Annotated in this window: 15 protein-coding genes; 10 read left to right on the plus strand and 5 right to left on the minus strand. The window is 36.2% G+C overall.

The window, feature by feature from the left end; translation table 11 throughout:
• Nucleotides 1-45 precede the first annotated feature (45 nt).
• Entirely contained in the window at nucleotides 46-1,398 is a 1,353-nt protein-coding gene (locus AC1VAQ_RS11050; protein ID WP_303243793.1) for a [Fe-Fe] hydrogenase large subunit C-terminal domain-containing protein, read from the minus strand.
• A 146-nt stretch (nucleotides 1,399-1,544) separates the two neighbouring features.
• Between AC1VAQ_RS11050 and AC1VAQ_RS11055 the strand changes: the two genes are divergently transcribed.
• Entirely contained in the window at nucleotides 1,545-2,573 is a 1,029-nt protein-coding gene (locus tag AC1VAQ_RS11055; protein ID WP_302599420.1) for a threonine aldolase family protein, read from the plus strand.
• Nucleotides 2,574-2,585: 12 nt separating this feature from the next.
• Here AC1VAQ_RS11055 and AC1VAQ_RS11060 read toward each other — a convergent pair whose 3' ends face one another.
• A complete protein-coding gene (locus AC1VAQ_RS11060; RefSeq protein ID WP_479903901.1) occupies nucleotides 2,586-3,101 on the minus strand; it encodes a DUF421 domain-containing protein in 516 nt (171 codons plus the stop codon).
• A gap of 62 nt (nucleotides 3,102-3,163) precedes the next feature.
• A complete protein-coding gene (locus tag AC1VAQ_RS11065) occupies nucleotides 3,164-3,292 on the minus strand; it encodes a hypothetical protein (protein ID WP_479903902.1) in 129 nt (42 codons plus the stop codon).
• A 299-nt stretch (nucleotides 3,293-3,591) separates the two neighbouring features.
• On the opposite strand from AC1VAQ_RS11065, the gene AC1VAQ_RS11070 reads away from it, so the two are divergent.
• The 4 genes from AC1VAQ_RS11070 to AC1VAQ_RS11085 are packed head-to-tail and all read left to right on the plus strand — an operon-like array spanning nucleotide 3,592 to nucleotide 8,957.
• A complete protein-coding gene (locus AC1VAQ_RS11070) occupies nucleotides 3,592-5,271 on the plus strand; it encodes a TolC family protein (RefSeq protein WP_479903903.1) in 1,680 nt (559 codons plus the stop codon).
• Between the two features lie 20 nt (nucleotides 5,272-5,291).
• Nucleotides 5,292-6,641, plus strand: coding sequence for an HlyD family secretion protein (locus tag AC1VAQ_RS11075; RefSeq protein ID WP_302599416.1), 1,350 nt, complete (start codon nucleotides 5,292-5,294; stop codon nucleotides 6,639-6,641).
• Between the two features lie 40 nt (nucleotides 6,642-6,681).
• Nucleotides 6,682-7,821, plus strand: a complete 1,140-nt coding sequence (locus AC1VAQ_RS11080) for an ABC transporter permease (protein WP_479903904.1) — start codon at nucleotides 6,682-6,684, stop codon at nucleotides 7,819-7,821.
• On the plus strand, nucleotides 7,818-8,957 hold the full coding sequence (locus AC1VAQ_RS11085; RefSeq protein WP_302599412.1) for an ABC transporter permease: 1,140 nt from the start codon (nucleotides 7,818-7,820) through the stop codon (nucleotides 8,955-8,957). Before AC1VAQ_RS11080 ends, AC1VAQ_RS11085 begins: the two co-directional genes overlap by 4 nt.
• 26 nt (nucleotides 8,958-8,983) lie before the next feature.
• On the opposite strand, the gene AC1VAQ_RS11090 is transcribed toward AC1VAQ_RS11085, so the two are convergent.
• Nucleotides 8,984-9,874 (minus strand): LysR family transcriptional regulator, encoded by an 891-nt coding sequence (locus AC1VAQ_RS11090; protein WP_302599411.1) that lies wholly within the window; start codon nucleotides 9,872-9,874, stop codon nucleotides 8,984-8,986.
• Nucleotides 9,875-10,046: 172 nt separating this feature from the next.
• Here AC1VAQ_RS11090 and AC1VAQ_RS11095 point away from each other — a divergent pair, with 172 nt between their 5' ends.
• From AC1VAQ_RS11095 to AC1VAQ_RS11110, 4 genes are all read left to right on the plus strand, one after another.
• The gene (locus AC1VAQ_RS11095) at nucleotides 10,047-11,810 is read left to right on the plus strand and encodes an ABC transporter ATP-binding protein (RefSeq protein ID WP_302599409.1); all 1,764 of its coding nucleotides are present in this window, start codon (nucleotides 10,047-10,049) and stop codon (nucleotides 11,808-11,810) included.
• Nucleotides 11,811-11,812: 2 nt separating this feature from the next.
• Entirely contained in the window at nucleotides 11,813-13,573 is a 1,761-nt protein-coding gene (locus AC1VAQ_RS11100) for an ABC transporter ATP-binding protein (protein WP_479903905.1), read from the plus strand.
• Between the two features lie 288 nt (nucleotides 13,574-13,861).
• Nucleotides 13,862-15,121, plus strand: coding sequence for a cytosine permease (gene codB, locus AC1VAQ_RS11105; RefSeq protein ID WP_303243791.1), 1,260 nt, complete (start codon nucleotides 13,862-13,864; stop codon nucleotides 15,119-15,121).
• 219 nt (nucleotides 15,122-15,340) lie between these two features.
• Nucleotides 15,341-16,615 (plus strand): cytosine deaminase, encoded by a 1,275-nt coding sequence (locus AC1VAQ_RS11110; RefSeq protein WP_479903906.1) that lies wholly within the window; start codon nucleotides 15,341-15,343, stop codon nucleotides 16,613-16,615.
• Between the two features lie 89 nt (nucleotides 16,616-16,704).
• Here AC1VAQ_RS11110 and AC1VAQ_RS11115 read toward each other — a convergent pair whose 3' ends face one another.
• Entirely contained in the window at nucleotides 16,705-18,090 is a 1,386-nt protein-coding gene (locus AC1VAQ_RS11115) for an aminotransferase-like domain-containing protein (protein WP_302599403.1), read from the minus strand.
• Nucleotides 18,091-18,229: 139 nt separating this feature from the next.
• Between AC1VAQ_RS11115 and AC1VAQ_RS11120 the strand changes: the two genes are divergently transcribed.
• The gene (locus AC1VAQ_RS11120) at nucleotides 18,230-19,423 is read left to right on the plus strand and encodes an aminotransferase-like domain-containing protein (RefSeq protein ID WP_330697617.1); all 1,194 of its coding nucleotides are present in this window, start codon (nucleotides 18,230-18,232) and stop codon (nucleotides 19,421-19,423) included.
• Nucleotides 19,424-19,505 lie beyond the last annotated feature (82 nt).

Genomic DNA, 19,505 nt, shown 5'->3' on the forward strand with positions numbered 1-19,505 from the left:
CTCTCAAAACGGACCTCTTTAATAGCAGACCTCTATTTTATACCTTTACTTAAAGGTTCGCTCAAACATCGAATGCCCATGTTTAAGCTCATCAAAATCAGTAATGCCCAATCTTTCAAGCAGTGCTAGTAAAACTTGCCCATGAACAGGAATTTTGACAGCAGAATCATAAGCAACATCATTTACACATTCTTTACCTTCGGAAGCAGGAATAATGGCTTTAGGTCCGCCTACACAGCCGCCCTTGCAGCCCATACCTTCTATAAAGCTAGCATGTAGCTTCCCTTCGCCAAGTTCTGTTAATAGCTTTTTACAGTCTATCATGCCATCTGCTTGGATAGAGGTGAAGAGTTTACGTTTTTCAGGGAAGAGTTGGTCGATAATATCCCAAACAGCTTCTGAAACGCCGCCAGTACGTGCATAAAGTCTGCCACCAGTAGAGGCATAATCTACAGAAGGCACGCCTTTAAGTTCCTTTGGAACGATGCCAAATACATCAAAGATGAGTTTGACTTCTTCAAATGTAAGAACAAAGTCTACATCGCCAGCAAGGTCAGGTTCCTTAGCTTCCGCTTTTTTTGCAATACAAGGCCCTATGAAGACGACTTTGGCATCTGGAGTAAGTGCTTTAATGATTCTAGCCATAGCAATCATTGGAGAAACAGAAGGCGAAACATCTGGGATAAGCTGATGATAAACTTTGCGAAGTGCAGCCACCCACATAGGACAGCAACAAGAGCTAATCATGAAGTCACCTTTTTTATGAACATGTTCATTGAACTCAAGTGCTTCTTTTAAACTAAGTACATCAGCAGCCATAGCCACTTCAACCATATCTACGAAACCTAATTTGATAAATGCCTCGCGAAGCTGGTCGAGAGTCACATCTTTGCCATATTGCCCGGCGATGGCAGGTGCAACCATAGCAACGACTTTTTCATGATTTTTAAGAAGCTCGGCTAAAGGTAAAAATTGAGGAACTTCCATATAGTTACCCTGATTACAAACAGTAACACAACGCCCGCAGTTCATACAAAGGGTTTCATCAATAACCTTATCTTCACTTAAGGTAGGTTTAATAATAGCGTCAAAAGGGCAGACACTCTGACATTTACTCTTGCCATCTACTGTTTCACAATCAGAACTACAAGCACGAACCTTGGCAATGACTTTTTCTTTGACTTTGTTTTGGGTAATTGCATCAATAAGTTTTTGGGTAAAGGCATGGTCATCTAAGTTTAAATCAATATCTACACCGCAGAGTGTTGAAAGAATACTTTTAGCTTCTTGTTTGTCTTCGAATTCTTCAGTTAGAAGCTTTTCAAAGGTTTTTTCGAATTCTTTGTTATAATAAGCATCTATAAGCTGCCCATATAATACTTTATATTTTTCTTTCATTATAAATCTCCTTATTTTCATTTTAGCTAGTTTATAGTTTTGGCAAATTAAGTTTTTTTATACTTTTTATGCTTATAATAAGGAAATATGCTACACTACATATAATTAAAAATATTATTAAGTGAATAGACAAAGGAGAAAACAGAATGTATAGCTTTAAGAATGACTATAGTGAAGGGGCACATCCTAATATTATAGAAGCCCTTGTAAGAACAAATTTAGAACAGACAGATGGGTATGGTGAAGACTTTTATACAAAAGAAGCGAGCAGGTTAATTAAAGAAAAGATTAAAAGAGAAGATGTAGAGGTACATCTTTTAGTAGGCGGAACGCAAACTAACTTGACTGCTATTTCAGCCTTCTTAAGACCACATGAAGCGGTTATTGCTGCAATCAGCGGACATATCTTTGTACATGAAACAGGTGCTATAGAGGCAACAGGCCACAAAGTAATTCCTGTTGCAAGCGAAGATGGCAAAATTCAGGTTTCACAAATAGCTAAAGTGTTAGAAGCACATACAGATGAACATATGGTCAAACCTAAAATGGTTTATATTTCAGATTCTACTGAAGTTGGGACAATTTATAATAAAGCGGAATTAGAAGCAATTAGTAGTTTCTGTAAGGCAAATGGCTTATATCTCTTCGTGGATGGTGCCCGTATGGGGTCTGCATTAATGTGTGAAGAAAATGATTTAACATTAGAGGACTTTGGAAAATTAACAGATGCCTTTTATATCGGAGGGACTAAAAATGGGGCTTTAATGGGTGAGGCACTTGTCATTTGTAATGACTATTTAAAGTCAGATTTTAGATATCATATTAAACAAAAAGGCGGTTTACTTGCTAAAGGAAGACTTTTAGGTATCCAGTTTGTAGAACTTTTCAAAGATGATTTATTTTTTGAGTTAGGTGCACATGCTAATAAGATGGCAAATCGCTTAAGAGAAGGAATTCAAGCAGCAGGTTATGCGTTCTTCGTTGACTCACCTTCAAATCAATTATTTGTAATTTTTCCAAATGAAGTGATGGAAAAGTTAAGTACTGAGTTTAACTTTTCTACATGGGAAAAGATAGATGAAGAACGTACGGCTATTCGCCTAGTTACTTCATGGGCAACCAAAGAAGAGGGCGTTGAAGCATTTATTGCAGCATTAAATAAATATACGAAATAAGGCCAATAAGGCTTAGGCTAAAATGTCCTTTTTCATATCATTGGTAACTTTTTTATAGACGCGCAAGATATTATTAGAATCACAGGTGGCTAAGAGCACATCTTTGAGATTTGTAATATCTTGCGCTTTTAATTGTTTATAAAGCCAGGTTTCATTATGACCTGTATGTTCTAAATTCTTTTGCATAATGTTGCCATCAATGATGACATTAGCTACGAGATAATCTTGACTAGGGGTAAGGTTAAGGTCTTTACCTATTACAGGACGCATAGCAGCTACTGGTAAAAAGCTAATTTGTCCATTGGGTTCTAGAATAGCTGTTTCAATATTGGCAAGATCAAAGTAACCGCTCATACGGCATTGTACTAAAAATTCATTAATGTCAATTTTAGCCTTGGATAGATTTTTAAAATAGAGAGTACCATGATCGTATAAAATAGAAGGTTTACCTGTAATAAAGCGGCGTGCTTTGATAGATTTATTAGTTAAAAGTGCGAGTAAAATACTAATTAAAGCATAAGTAATCATAGCAATAAATGGCTTTATAGTATCTTGAGAAGGCGCAATAATTGTTTCTGCGGCAATAGAACCTATAGTAATACTATTATATAGTCAAATAAGCTAATTTCTGACATAGAACGATGGCCCATAAGCCTTGTTAGGATAAATAAAATAATGATTGAAGCAATACTTGTAATGATGGCATCAAGAACTTCCATATAATCACCTCTAGAAATATATTTAGTTATAGTATAACTTATTTAAAACCATTTAATGAATCTTTCTTCATATGGCAATCCGTTAAAAATGTATTTTTTACATGCAAAAAACATATCTATTCATAAAGAAGATGATTTATATAATAAAATATGATTTTGTCTAATCTTCAAATAAAAATCATAATAAATATTGACCATTATTCATTTTTGTTGTATAACAATAAATGAACAATGGTCATTTTGAACGAGTATTTGGAATATAATAACTAAATAAATTGCAAGTAAAGAGAGGGAAAATGATGAGTAAAAAATTAATAGCGTCCCTAATGGTAGCTACGTTGCTTGTAAGTAATACAAGTTACGCACAATCTCAAACTACAACGAGTAATATAAAGGCACAAACAACACAATCTACTAAAGTGGCAGAAGCTGATGCGCAGCAAGATACATACAAAAAAATAGAAGAGATTAAGGGCGCACCTCTAACATTAGATGAAGCAATTAGTCAAGGGCTTACAAATAGCTTGGTATTGAAGCAAGTACAAAATCAAGCAGATATTGCCAAACTTGTGGGGAGCAATGGTGAAAGTGTTAGAAATTCATTGAATGAAAACAGCATGGCACTATCACATGCTGGATATTTAATTGAAGATGGGCGTGATAAGGTTTATGCAGGGCAAATAGCTTATGATACAGCACAAGCCTACTTGAAAAATAATCTTTCGCCTATAGAAAAAACAATTCCTGTTACAATTGAACAACTTAATATATCAACTTCAGTTACAATTAAACCTGGTGATGATATATCAGTAGTCATTGCAAGTGAGCTAGAGAAATTTGGCGTACCTGAAAGTGTGGCAAGTTCAGTGGGTGAAAAGTATGAAACACAAATTCTAGCAGCTGCTAAAGAACAGCTTAGTGCAACAGGGGATACACTTTTAGAAAGTCAGAAGAAGTTAGAGTCTAGTACACAAGAATATTTATCAAGTAAATCACAATACGATGCAGCCGTACAATTTGCGATGGCAAATGTTGCAAATAAGCTTTCAACCAGTACGATTACATCCCTAAGAACAGAACCTCTTGGGGAGCTTATTATTAAAATGGTGACAACTCAAGACAAAGTAACAGCTTATTCTGTGAACATCTATAAAAATCAAGTTGCGTTACTTATTGAAAATAGTTACTTTGAGGCTTTAAAACAACAAAAGCTTTTAGAAGTAAAAGATAAAGCTATGGAAAGAGGGCTCGTACAATATGAACTTGCTAAGGCCGCATATGAAGTAGGGGGAAAATCTAAGGATGATATGCTACTTGCGAAGTCTTATTATGATTCTACAGTAATGGCAAGAGAATTACAGGTAAAAGACTATAATGCAGCACTTATTGATCTTAAAAAGAATATGAATATTGATTTAAGCAAAGAAATTCAGCTTGTAGAAGTAGCAGCAAGCCCAGAGGAAGAATACGACTTAGAAAAAGGTATTCAAAGTGGCTTAACTTATCAGTTAAATATTAAAATGGCTGAGGCTCAAGTAGAACTTTATGATGAATTAATGGAAGCTGTAGATGCATCCAACTATTCATCTAGTGATAACCAACATAAAGAAGTTGTTCTTTTACAGCAAAAAGCTAAAATTGCCTTAGACCAAGCCAAACTTCAAGCTGAAAGTGATATTCGTACATCTTATAGCACGGTTCAATCTATGCAAAAGATTGTGAAGACAGCGGCCGAGCTTCGTCAAAGTGCCACTGAAAATGTGGAGATTGCAAAGGTTAAATATGAGGTAGGCTATGGTTATGATAATGCCCTTCTCAAACAACTTAACTTACAAGATATGTCAGGAACTATTGTAGAAGTTATTGCAGCAGAAGAAAATCTAACCAACATAGAAGAAAAAGAGATTGAAGCAATTAATGGCTACAATTTAGCAAGGCTTAAATATCAAAATGACATCGGTATTTTGCCATATAAATAAAAACTAGAGGAGGAAATAACATGAGTATAAAAGAGAGTTTAAAATCAAAAAAGATATTAAATGCAGTAGTTGTCATTGCAGCACTTGTAGCCGTACTTGCCATCTTACACTTTGGATTTAATGGAAATAAAGATACAGAGGCTATGGCAGTTAGTCAATTCTTTGATACAAAAGATGGATTCGTAGCACAGGGGGTGCTTGAAACCCAAGAAGTAAGTGTAAATAGTAAAGTGCCAGGTAGAATTAAAACAATCTTCGTACAAGAAGGGCAAGAAGTAAAAGCAGGGGACCCTCTTGTAGAGATTTCTAGTGATGAACTTCAAGCAAAGAAACAACAAGCAGAAGCAGCATTAAAACAAGCAGAAGCAGGTTTAAAAGCAGCTAAAGAATTATATGAACAAGCAAAAGCTGGGCTTGATGCATCTAATGGTCTTGTCGAACAAGCACAAGCAGGGGTAACAGCAGCGGCAGGTAAAGTAAATGAAGCAAAAGCTGGTGTAGCAGCTTCTGAAAAACAATATGCAGCAGCAACAGCTGTTAAAGAAAAAGCTGATAATGGTGCAAGAACACAAGAAGTTATTCAAGCTCAGGCTGCTTATGACTTAATGAAAACATCTTATGATAGAGTAGCAGCTCTTGTAGAAAAAGGTGCAGTATCACAACAAAAATTAGATGAAATTAAAACACAACTTGATGTGGCAGCTCAAACATTAAGCATGGCAAAAGAAGGCGCGAGAGCTGAAGATAAAGCGGCCGCTACAGCAACAAGTGAACAAGCAGCAGCTGGCGTTGAAGCAAGTAAAACAAGAGTAGACCAAGCAGAAGCGGGACTTACAGCAGCAAAAGCGCAACTTACACAAGCTATGGCTGGTGTAGATTCATCTAAAGCCCTTCTTTCACAAGCGCAAGCAGGCGTAGAAGCTAAGGAAGGTTTAATCGAGCAAGCAAAAGGTGCGATTGCAGAAGTTGAAGCATATTTAAATGAAGTTGTTATCAAAGCGCCTATGGACGGAGTGGTAACAGGTATCAGTTCTGAAGAAGGAGAACTTGCTTCAACAGGTACACAAATAGCTACAGTAAGTAACTTAAAAGGCACTTGGGTAGAAGTAAGTATAAAAGAAACAGATCTTGATAAAGTAAAACAAGGTCAAAAAGTAACTGTTAAGGTACCAGCTTATAAAGATCAAACATTTACAGGGACAGTAACAACAATTAATGCACAACCAGACTTTGCTATTAAAAGAGCAACAAATGAAAATGGGGATTTTGATATCGTATCATTTGGTGTAAAAATAGAGATTGAAAATGCAGATGAAATTTTAAGACCAGGCATGAGTGCTTATATTCAATTTAATAATGAGGCTCAGTAGTGATGCGCCCTAGTAGAAACTCTGCGAAGAAGGTGATTGGATGTTAGAGAGTATAAGGGAAGAACTACAGAAGTTAAAAACAGATAGAATTATGCTTGTAGCGTGTTTAATTATCCCAATAGTTGTCAACCTTCTCGTAGGTTGGCAGCTGGGTAAAGGGGTTATGGATAAAGTCCCTATGGCAATTGTAGACTATGATAATTCTCAACTGAGTAGACAGATTATTAGTTACTTTGTAACAAACGATGCTTACGATGTAAAATATCAAATTAAGAGTCAATCTGAGCTAGAAGAATTAATTAATTCGAGCGAAATAAGAGCTGGAATGGTAATTCCACAGAATTTCTCAGATGATGTAGTAGCACTTAAGGCACCTACTATTATGATGTTATATGATGGAAGTCATATGAGTCTTACAAGTGTTTCAAAAGCTAAGGCAAGTGAGATACTTATTAGCATGAGGGTAGGGGCAAGTATTAAGCAGCTTCAAGCTAGAATGGGTAAAAGCTATGATGAAGCATATAATATGGCAATGCCAGTAAGCTTTGTAAATAGAACACTTTATAATCCTACAAAGAACTTTAGCTATTTCATGACACCTGGTTATGGGACTATTATATGTCAGTTAGGAATAGGTTTAACAGCAGTACTTTGCGTAAGGCTTAGACGTGAAGAAGAAAAGAAACGCAGCGAATTAGGTTACATAGCAGGAAAAGTACTTTTCTATGGTTTATTAGGTAGTTTATCAATTATTATCAATGTCTTTGTGCAAGTTTATCTTTTCAAGATTCCTTGTAGGGGATCATTACCTACAGCCTATGCATTAAGTATATTGTATATGTTTGCAGTGGCATCTTTAGCAGTAGCCATATCAGCTTGCCTCCGCAATCGTGTACTAGGGATGGCTATTTCAGGATTACTACTTATTCCAAACTCAATACTTGCTGGTTATACATGGCCAGTTATCTCTATGCTCCCATTTTATAAATGGTTTGCAAACCTGATTCCATTTACACACTATGGGGATAACCTGCGAGATATTTATCTTAAAGGAAATACAGTTGATATATGGTCTGATATTAGATTTTTAGTCTTATATATTGTGATTATGCTCCTTGTAGCGACAGCTGGTATGTATATACGTAAGATGGGTAAACCAAAGGAGGAGGATAATCGATGATGACATATTTAAAAAGCTTATGGGCTGAACTTGGTTTTACCTCTAAAAAGTTAGGTTTACTCATTATATTCTTCATAGGGATGCCATTCTTATCTATGTGGATAGGTGGTGCTTATTATAACGATTATGTCAATGATGTAACAATTGCTGTTTTAGATGAAGATAATAGTAATTTAAGTAGAAAGATTATTAGATATTTCGATGATAATGAACGTTTTAATGTGGCTTATTATGCAAGCAGTAAGTCAGAGTTAGAAGCACTCATTGATGAGAGAAAGGTTTATATGGGTCTTTATATTCCTAAAGACCTAAATACTAATATTACAGCAGGCAATCAGTCGCAGGTACTTGTTTTAACGGATGGAACCAATGTAATAGTAGGAAATAACATTTATGCAGGAGCCGCAACAATCATTCAAAGTGTTTCAGGTGGTGCAGCAATACAAGTTATTGAAGGCAAAGGCGGTTTCACAGAAAATGAAGCGACAAGTATAGCATTGCCAATTACTTTCCAAGAACGTATGCTATATGATTCCAAGATGACATATTTAAATTATCTCATGTATGGGATTGTAGCAGTATTCTTACAGCAACTTTTCCTATCAAGTATGGCAACATTTATGTCAAGAAATCCAGGAGAAGTGGCTAGGGAAAAAACGTTTATAAGATTACTGGCTAAAATGACTGTTTCAGCAACGCTTCTTATTGCATCAGGTGCCTTTTCGATTTACCTTATGCATAAGAAATTTGGGCTTATTATCAATGCCAATATACCTGTAGCAATACTCATAAGTGTTTTATTTACGCTTGCTGTAAGCTGCCCTGGTATTATGATTTATAGTTGGGCAGGCAAGAAAACAAGATTTACACAGATTGTATATATGTTATCATTGCCAACCTTCTTAACCTGTGGTTATGTATGGCCAGCAGACCAAATGCCTAAGCTATTAGCAACAGGTGTGCGAATGGTTTGGCCACTTATGAATTATGCAAGAAGCTTTGATGAGCTGATGATTAAACACTTATCTTTTGCAGATGTTAAGCAAAATATATTAGGGCTTATGCTGTATATTGTTATTATGATGCCAATTGCAGTCTGGTGCTTTAAAAAGCATTTTAAAGAAGCAGAAGAATAAAGTAGTATTAAGAAACTGCCACGAATTTATTTCGTGGCAGTTTTTTGTGTAGATGAAGCTAAAAAGTCATAAAAAAGTTCTACAACAGTAGAAAGATAGCTATTGGGATTTCTAAGGACACAAATACTTGATTCTAAGTCTGAATCATAAATGACCTTTTTTACAATATGAGGATTTGTGAGTAAGGAAAGGGCAGATTCGGGAATGATGCCTATGCCAAGTCCGGCGTTTGTCATGCTGGCAGTCGTTCTGGCATCATCATTCATGCAAAAAATATGAGGTGTTAAGTTTTCCGCCTGACAAATATGCCAAATGACCTTTTCCCAACGGCGGTATAAAATAAGCGGTTTATGGCACAGTTCTTTTAGCGTTGTAGTAGAAGAGGTTAAATCCTCAAAGTATTCTTTAGTCCCTACGGCAAAGACATTTTCCTTTCTAAGCACCTTACACTCTAAGTCAAGGGCAGAAAAAGGTGTGCGGACTATGGCAAGTTCAATAAGGTTGTTGCGCAGTTTATCTAGCTGCTCATAGGTATTGCCTTCGAAGATATTAAAACGTATTTCAGGATAAAGCTGATGAAACTCATGGAACCAGCTATTAATTAAAGTACTGCTGATAGAAGAGATGATACCGATGCGTAAGGTGCCGATTTTACCTTGTTTATAGTCATCTAATTCCTTGGTAGCTACATCCATAAGTTCCAATATAGAAGTAGCGCGTGCATAAAAGATACGTCCTGCTTGGGTAAGTTCTATTTTACGAGAACCGCGTTCAAAGAGGATAACACCTAGTTCAGCTTCTAATTCTTTAAGTTTAGTGCTAAGAGGGGGCTGAGAGATATGTAATCTTTGAGCGGCCCTTGAAATGTTACCTTCTTGTACCGTAGTTACGAAGTAGGTGAGTTGTTTAAAGTCCATAAAGTCCTCCTATATGAAAATCATATAGTTAGTATATCATATTAATAATTTTCGTATAGGAAATAATATGGTATGATAATAGTCGGAAATTTTAAACATATGAGTTGTTAAATTTATTTAAAGATGAAAAGTAAGAATCAAAAGTAAGAATCAAAAGGAGAGGAATGAGAAGGTGAAAAAGCTATTAATTTACCTGAAGGACTACAAGAAAGAATGCGTCTTTGCACCTTTATTTAAGATGTTAGAGGCGTCTTTTGAACTTTTTGTACCGTTAGTAGTTGCAGCCATTATTGATAAAGGGATTGCAAATGGGGATGTTGGGTACATAGTAAAGATGTGTTTAATGCTTGTACTGCTTGCACTTATTGGACTGGTATGCTCAGTTACCGCACAGTACTTTTCTGCTAAAGCAGCAGTAGGATTTGGAACAGGACTTAGACATGATTTATTTAAACATTTATTAGGTCTTTCTTTTACAGAGATTGATACATTAGGAACATCTACTATGATTACGAGGATGACAAGTGATGTCAATCAAGCACAAAATGGCGTAAACATGGTGCTTCGCCTATTTTTACGTTCACCATTTGTTGTAGTCGGTGCCACAGTGATGGCATTTACTATTGATGCGAAGTCAGCTTTAATTTTTGTGATTGCTATTATTTTATTATCAATTGTTGTATTTGGGATTATGCTTATGAATATTCCTATGCTCAAAGCAGTGCAACAACGACTTGATAAAGTGCTTGGAAGTACGAGAGAAAACTTAGCAGGGGTACGTGTCATTCGTGCTTTTTGTAAGGAAGAAGAAGAAATTAAAACATTTACACGCAGAAATGAAGCACTGACTAGAGTGCAGAAAAGAGCAGGAACCATTTCAGCTTTAATGAATCCTTTAACCTATGTCATTATCAATGTAGCTATTGTAAGACTTATTTGGGTAGGTGCCCTTCAAGTAGATAGTGGTATTTTAACACAGGGACAAGTGGTGGCACTTTATAATTATATGTCACAGATTTTAGTAGAGCTTATTAAACTGGCTAGCTTAATTATTACAATTAATAAATCAATTGCTTGTGGTAATCGTATATCAGATGTTTTTGAGATTAAATCAAGTATGAAAGATGGGACACAAGTGGTAGAGCAAGCGATACATAATATTTATAGGGATGAAGTAGCTGCAATAGTTGAAGATGCAGTGCCTATCGTGAGCTTTAGAAATGTTTCATTAACTTACAAAGGTGCTGGAGAAGAATCTTTGACAGCTATAGACTTTGAGGTGAAGAAAGGTGAGACAGTAGGGATTATAGGCGGAACAGGCTCAGGAAAAACGTCTCTTGTTCATATGATTCCTAGATTTTATGATGCCACAAAAGGCGAGGTACTTGTAAATGGCATCAATGTAAAAGATTATTCTCAAAAAGCTTTACTTGATAAAGTAGCCATAGTTATGCAAAAAGCCGTTTTATTTAAAGGCAATATCGAGGAAAACCTAAGATGGGGTAAAAAAGAAGCCACAGTAGAAGAAATGAATGAAGCCATAGCCCTTGCACAAGGCAGTGACGTAGTTGCTGGAAAGGGTGGACTAAAAGGAAAGATTGAACAAGGTGGCAAAAACTTATCAGGCGGTCAAAGACAACGTATGAGCATAGCAAGAGCGTTAGTGAAAAAGCCTGAGATTCTTATTTTAGATGATAGTACATCAGCTCTAGACTTTGCCACCGATGCTAAGCTGCGTAAGGCAATTAAGGATTTAGATTACAAACCAACTGTGTTCATTGTGTCACAACGTGCTTCATCTATTCAGTATGCAGACCAAATCATTGTTATGGATGATGGGAATATGGTAGGTAAAGGAACACATGAAAGCTTACTTGAAAGCTGTGAAGTGTATCGCGAAATTTACTATTCTCAATTTAAAAGAGAGGAGGCCTAAAAATGAGTCAGAAAAAGATTAAAGATAAAGGCACGCAAAAAGAGACACTTAAAAAAGTTTTAACATATATCAAAAGGTATAGAGGGCATATGATGCTTTCTATAGTTCTTGCCACTTTAATTGTTGTACTTACTTTATATGTGCCGATTTTAATTGGGAAGGCCATAGATGGCATTGTATATGGTCATGTTAACTTTGAAATGATTTTAAGAGAGTTAGGCCTAGTGGTAGGGTTTGTCATAGTAACAGCTTTAGCCCAATGGTTTATGAATATGATTAATAACAAGGTGACTTATAACGTGGTACGTGATATTCGTAATGAAGCCTTTGAAAAAATTGAAATTTTACCCCTTAAATATTTAGATGGCAAATCTCAAGGGGAAATTGTAAGTCGCGTCATTACAGATGTGGATCAATTTGCAGATGGACTTTTGATGGGGTTTACACAGCTCTTTACAGGGATTGTCACAATCCTTGGAACATTAGGTTTTATGCTAAGCATTAATGTGGGAATTACATTTGTCGTTGTACTAGTTACACCGCTTTCTTTATTTGTTGCCAGCTTTATTGCTAAGAAAACCTATAGTATGTTTAAACTACAATCCGAAACAAGAGGAGAGCAAACAGCTTTTATCGATGAAATCATAGGTAATCAAAAAATAGTAAAGGCTTATGGGCATGAAGAAGAAGCAATCAAACAATTTGATGATATTAATAAAAGACTTCAGAAGTACTCACTACGTGCCACATTTTTCTCTTCTTTAACAAATCCTTGCACTCGTTTTGTAAACAGTATTGTATATGCAGGTGTTGCTATTACGGGAGCCCTTACCGTGCTTACGGGACGCATGAGCGTTGGGGCATTATCATGTTTCTTAAGTTATGCGAATCAATATACAAAGCCATTTAATGAGATTTCCGGGGTTGTAACAGAACTTCAAAATGCCATTGCATGTGCAGGCAGAATCTTTGAGCTTATTGAAGAAGAGTCACAAGTACCAGAAATGGAAGGGGCGCCGGACTTAGAAAATGTAAAAGGTGAAGTGGTTTGCAGTAATGTAGCATTTTCTTATACGCCAGATAAGAAGCTTATTGAAAATTTCAATATTCATATTAAACCAGGGCAAAAAGTTGCCATAGTAGGGCCTACTGGCTGTGGGAAAACAACCCTTATTAACTTACTCATGCGTTTCTATGATGTGGATGAGGGGGCAATTTCAGTAGAGAATATGGATCTCCGAGAAGTAACTAGAAAGAGCCTGCGTTCAAATTATGGGATGGTACTTCAAGACACATGGCTTAAAAAAGGAACCATTAAAGAAAATATTATTATGGGCAGGCCAGATGCCACAGATGAAGAAGTGATTGCAGCGGCTAAGGCAGCGCATTCTCATTCATTTATTAAACGTTTGCCAAAAGGCTATGATACAGTCATTGGTGAAGATGGTGGTATGCTTTCACAAGGCCAAAAGCAGCTTTTATGTATTACAAGGGTTATGCTCTGTAAGCCGCCGATGCTTATCTTGGATGAAGCTACATCTTCTATTGATACACGTACAGAAATTAGAATTCAAAAAGCCTTTAGTAAGCTGATGGAAGGCAGAACAAGCTTCATTGTAGCTCATCGTCTTTCAACGATTCAAAATGCAGATATTATCTTAGTTATGAAAGATGGTAAGATTATTGAACAGGGTAATCATGAAACTTTACTTGAAGAAAATGGTTTCTATGCCAACTTATATAATAGTCAATTTGCTATTTAAGAATAAAAAGATGTTGACATAATGTATGAACTATGGAATAATAACTCTAACAAAATAATGAGTACCTTTAAGTGAGTCCAGAGAGGCTCATAAGGTGAACGGATGTTAGGAGAGTTTGCGTGAGGCGCAGATGCATCCTAAGTAAGTAGTATTTAGCATAGGTGTACCCTATTTGGGATGTACTGATGCGAATTACTTGTAGAAGAGTCAACCTGTTTACAAATTAAAGGTAAAGTAGGTTGGCTCTTTTTCTGTTTACGGTACTTGAATAATCAAGGAGAGTACACAATGAAAGAAAACAAACAACATCAAGATCATGACTTTTCGTTAGGCGCAGTAGAGAGCAGTCACAAAAAAGGGTTTTTGGCAATGCTAGTAGTTATGCTAGGGTTTACATTCTTCTCAGCAAGTATGTTAAGCGGTGGTACATTAGGAACAGGGATGCAGCTTAATGATTTCTTTAAAGCGGTATTTATTGGGAATATTATCTTATGTGTTTATACAGGATTACTTGCATATGTAGCAGGAGATACAGGCTTGTCAACACACTTACTTGCTAGATATTCATTTGGTGAAAAAGGTTCTTACCTTGTTTCATTTTTACTTGGGGCTACACAAGTTGGTTGGTTTGGTGTAGGCGTTGCTATGTTTGCAATCCCAGTATCAAAAGTAACAGGTATTAGTGTAGGCGTTTTAGTATTAGTAGCGGGACTTTTAATGACAGCAACAGCTTACTTTGGAATGAAATCACTGATGATTTTAAGTGCAGTAGCAGTACCAGCTATCGCAATTTTAGGGTCAACTTCAGTAGGGATGGCAATTGATAGCGTAGGTGGTATAAGTGGACTTATGAATATTGCGCCAGAAACTACAATGACAATGAGTGCGGCAGTAGCGGTAGTAGTCGGTTCATTCATCAGCGGCGGTACATTAACACCAGACTTTACAAGATTTGCAAAAAATAAACGTATAGGTGTAAGTACAACAGTCATCGCTTTCTTAATAGGAAATACATTAATGTTTGCTTTCGGAGCAATTGGGGCCATGGTAACAGGTGAGGCAGATATTTCAGAAGTAATGTTTATCCAAGGACTTATCATACCAGCAATCATCGTATTGGGTCTTAATATCTGGACAACAAATGACAATGCCTTATATGCATCAGGACTTGGTTTTTCAAATATTACAAAACAACCTAAAAATAAATTAGTAGTTATTAATGGGATTGTAGGGACGCTTCTTGCAGTAACACTTTACAATAACTTCATGACATGGCTTAACTTACTGAATACATGTATGCCAAGTGTAGGTGGGGTAATCATTGCAGATTACTTCATTGTAAATAAAGGAAAATACAAAGACTTAGAAAAAGCAGATATTAAAGGTGTAAATGGTATAGGGATTGTAGCATGGGCATTAGGGGCACTTGCAGCAAACTTCTTACCAGGAATCACACCGATTAATGCAGTTGTGACAGCAATTGTATCATATGTACTACTTACAGCTTGTATGAAGCGCATAAAAGTAGGAAAAGTAGTAACTGAATAAAAATATGCCGGCTTTCGTGGTGGTTGGACCGGCATATTTATAAATAATGGGGCGAGGCATAGGTGGTATGCTTGGCCCCAATAATATAAAAGTAATGAAAAATGAATAATGGAACATGAGAAGATTAATATAAAGTGTATAGATAGAAGAATTAGTAGAAAAGTAGTGAAGGGGAAGTAACATTCTTTATGCTTCACTTAAAATTAAGGAGTAGTGCGTATGATTATTAAGAATGCAAGATTAGAAGGGCAATTAGTTGATATTAGAATAGAAGATGGTATTTTTAAAGAGATTATCCCTTGTGCAGGTGGTATTTCCTTAGAGGCGACCATAGGAGAAGAGGTAATTGATGCTAAGGGCTGGATTGTAACAGCACCTTTTGTAGAACCACATATTCATTTAGATACGACGCTTACAGCAGGTGAACCTAGATGGAATGAAAGTGGGACACTTTTTGAGGGAATTCAATGTTGGTCAGAGCGAAAAGCATTTTTAAATAAAGAAGATGTAAAAAGTAGAGCAAGACAAGCAATTAAGTGGCAGGTGGCAAATGGTATTCAGTTTATTCGTACGCATGTAGATACCACAGATCCAGAGCTTACAGCAGTGAAGGCTTTAGTGGAACTTAGAGAAGAGCTTAAAGATTATGTGACGCTTCAAATCGTAGCCTTCCCACAAGAAGGGATTTTATCTTATCCTAATGGGTTAGAACTTTTAGAAGAAGCCCTTAAATTAGGTGCAGACGTAATAGGTGCAATTCCACACTTCGAGTTTACAAGAGAATACGGCGTACAATCTATTGAGAAGGTGTTTGAACTTGCTAAAAAATATAATGTACTTGTGGATGTACACTGTGATGAAATTGATGATGAACAATCGCGTTTTATTGAGGTCTTAGCAGCTAAAGCCTATGAAAATAATATGGGACACAAAGTAACAGCCAGTCATACAACAGCTATGCACTCTTATAATGGTGCGTATACCTATAAACTCTTTAGACTTCTTAAGATGTCAGGCATTAATTTTGTAGCTAATCCGCTTGTAAACATTCACTTACAAGGTCGTTTTGACACATACCCAAAACGCCGTGGCATCACAAGAGTGAAAGAAATGTTAGAAGCAGATATTAATGTATGCTTCGGTCATGATGATATTTTCGATCCTTGGTATCCACTTGGCACAGGAAATATGCTTCAAGTCTTACACATGGGCTTACACGTTTGCCAAATCATGGGCTATGGTCAAATTAACGATAGTCTGAAGCTTATAGGTAAAAATAGTGCTAGAACACTAAATATTGAAAACGAATATGGCATCGAAGTCGGTAAACCAGGAAACTGCATCATTCTTCCAGCAGAAAATGACTATGATGCAGTGAGAAGACAAGTACCAGTAGCTTACTCTATTAGAAGAGGAAAAGTAATCGCTAAGACACAAGTTAGTGAGACTCATGTGTATTTAGGGGAAGAAGAAATAGTAGATTTTAAGAGATAGACATATAAAGGAAGTGCTCCGAAACTAGTTAACTAGTTTCGGAGCACTTCTTTTATATTTTCAAAGTAAGTTATTAACTAAAGTATATACTATAAATCTGCTAGCAATGCCTTTAAAAGTAATAATCCTTTTTTATATTGCTCTAAGGGATGTGCCGAAATAAGGGAAATGCGGATGGCATTTGGAATAGGAATATTACCTACTACAAAGCGGTCTGCTGAATAGACTTGTAGCCCTTTTGCATAAGCTGTTTTTTCAAATTGAGCTGGATGGATGCTACTTGGCAGGGTGAGCCAACGTATAGGACTATGGAGATTGCCGATAGTAGATAAATCTGGGCAGAGTGCATCAAAGATGAGATTACGTTCTTCTAACTCCAGTATTCGAAGTTTCCTAATTTCATCAAAGGTTTTAGATAACATTAGTCTTGTAAAAAGCTGGGTCATAAGTGCAGGTGGGGTAATATGCATGGCATAAAGACATTCCCACATGGCATTGTAAAACTTTGATGGAATGTACATAAGGGCTAGACGAAGACCAGGGGATAGAACCTTAGAAACGCTAGAGATGAAGATGCCGTATTCTGGAGCAAAGGAAGTAATTGGTGGTAATGGATGAGGTGTAAATAATGTATAGATGGCGTCTTCTATAACGGGGAGTTGATACTGGGTGCAAAAGTTCCCAATTAGTTTGCGTGTATCTAGGTCCATTATTTCTGATGTAGGATTATTGTAGTCAGGAATAAAATAGAAGCCCTTAATATTATGATTTTTATAAACATACTCTAAGGAATCTTGGGTAATTTTGTTGTCAAAGAGTGGTAGGGGTAGAAGCTGAATACCCAGTATTTTAGCAGCAATCTTTAGTCCAGGATAAGCAAGGGGCATTGTAGCAATGCGATCCCCTTTATTAAAGAGAGCCGCTAGAGTGGTAAAGATGCCATTTTGGCCGCCATTAGAATAGAGGATATGGGATTTGGTGGCATTTAAACCAAAGTAGCTCAGCCATTTGCAAGCTGCCTTAATCTGAAATTCATCATAGTCTATAGTGCCATATTGTAATAATTTATAAAAATCCGGTTCGGCAGTCATTTGACTTAAATAATTAGAGACAAGTTCATTAATATCTGGATTAGGCAAAATAGCTCCCATTTCTATAAGCTGTTCTTTAGGGTTATTTAAGAGGAGCATGGTTTGTGAAGCTGCATCAGAGGAGACATAAGTTCCTTTTCCAACAGTACTGCAAATAATCCCATTTTGTTCGCAGAGCTTAAAAGCTCTTGTAATGGTACTAAGATTAATATCGAGATAGTCAGCCAGTTCTCGTTGAGGTGGCAATTTAGTGCCAGGTGTAAGTTTACCGCTTAGGATATCATTTTTTAACTGTGTTGCAAGTTCAATATAAATAGGTGTTCCTTTTTGCTGAAGCTGAGGTTTCCAGCTCATGGGATAATTCTCAAATGAATTAATAGGCATAGTGTACTCCTTCTTAGTATTAAAATTGTCTTGCATACAATTTTAATATTGTATGTGGGCAATTACAATGATAGAATTTAAAAAAATTAAAATAATCAGTTTTTAACCGAGTAAATTGGTTAAGTGGGGAGGTAAATTTATGATAGAAAATAAAATATCTGAAAGAAGTCTTGTAACACCACCTTCTTTTATTAGAAATATATTAAAAATAACAGAGGATGAAGGATTTATTTCTTTTGCAGGAGGTTTACCGAATCCTATTTCTTTTCCTGATAAGGCCTTAAAGGACTCTACCGATAGAGTGATTGATACTTTTGGCAGTAAGGTATTTCAATATGCACCAACAGCAGGGTTGTATGCTTTTAGGGACTATATTGCATCACGCCTTAATGCTATGTATGAAATGGATGTAAGAGCAGATGAAATCCTTATTACAACAGGCTCTCAGCAGGCATTAGATTTAATAGGCAAGATATTTATTAATAAAGGAGATGCAGTTATTGTAGAAGAACCAGGCTATCTTGGAGCACTTCAGGCTTTTGCCCAATATGAGCCGAACTTCTTACCTATTCCATTAGAAAGAGATGGAATGAACATGGCTGTATTAGAAAATACTTTGAAGCAAAATAAAGTTAAATTTGCTTATATTGTCCCTAATTATCAAAACCCAAGTGGTCTTACTTATTCGGATGAAAAACGGAAGGAAGTTCTTGCATTAATGCGAAAGTATGATTGCATTTTAGTAGAGGATGACCCTTATGGTGAATTAAGTTTTGATGGGAAACCCAAAGGTTATATGAGCGCCCATGATTTAGAGGCAAGTATTTTATTAGGCAGCTTTTCTAAAATCATTACACCAGGTATGCGATTAGGATTTATGGTGATACGTGATGGCGGGTTACGTAAATATATTAATACAGCGAAAGAAGCTGCTGATTTACATTCTAGCATTTTTTCACAATATGTTATTTGGGATTATATGACACACAACAATATTGAGGAACATATTGGTAAAATAAGAAATTTGTATAAAGATCAATGTCAGACCATGCTAGATGCAATGACACAGTATTTTCCAAAGGAAGTAAAGTTTACAAGGCCACAAGGTGGCATGTTTATTTGGGCAACTTTGCCTGAGGGACAATCAGCTTTAACTCTTTTTGAGAAAGCAAAGCTTCAAAAGGTTGCTTTCGTTCCAGGAAATCCTTTTTATACAGATGGTAGAATGGCTAATACAATGAGACTAAATTATACGAATTCATCTGAGGACGTGATAAAAAAAGGAATTGCCATCCTTGGAGAAGTCCTAACACAGGATAAGAATAATCAATAGTTAAGAAGTTATGTGATATATATAGGATTAATAGGTAATTGCGAAACTACTGTTTAAAAATGAATAGCACTCCTTTTAAACA

The organism is Cellulosilyticum sp. (assembly GCF_982396655.1).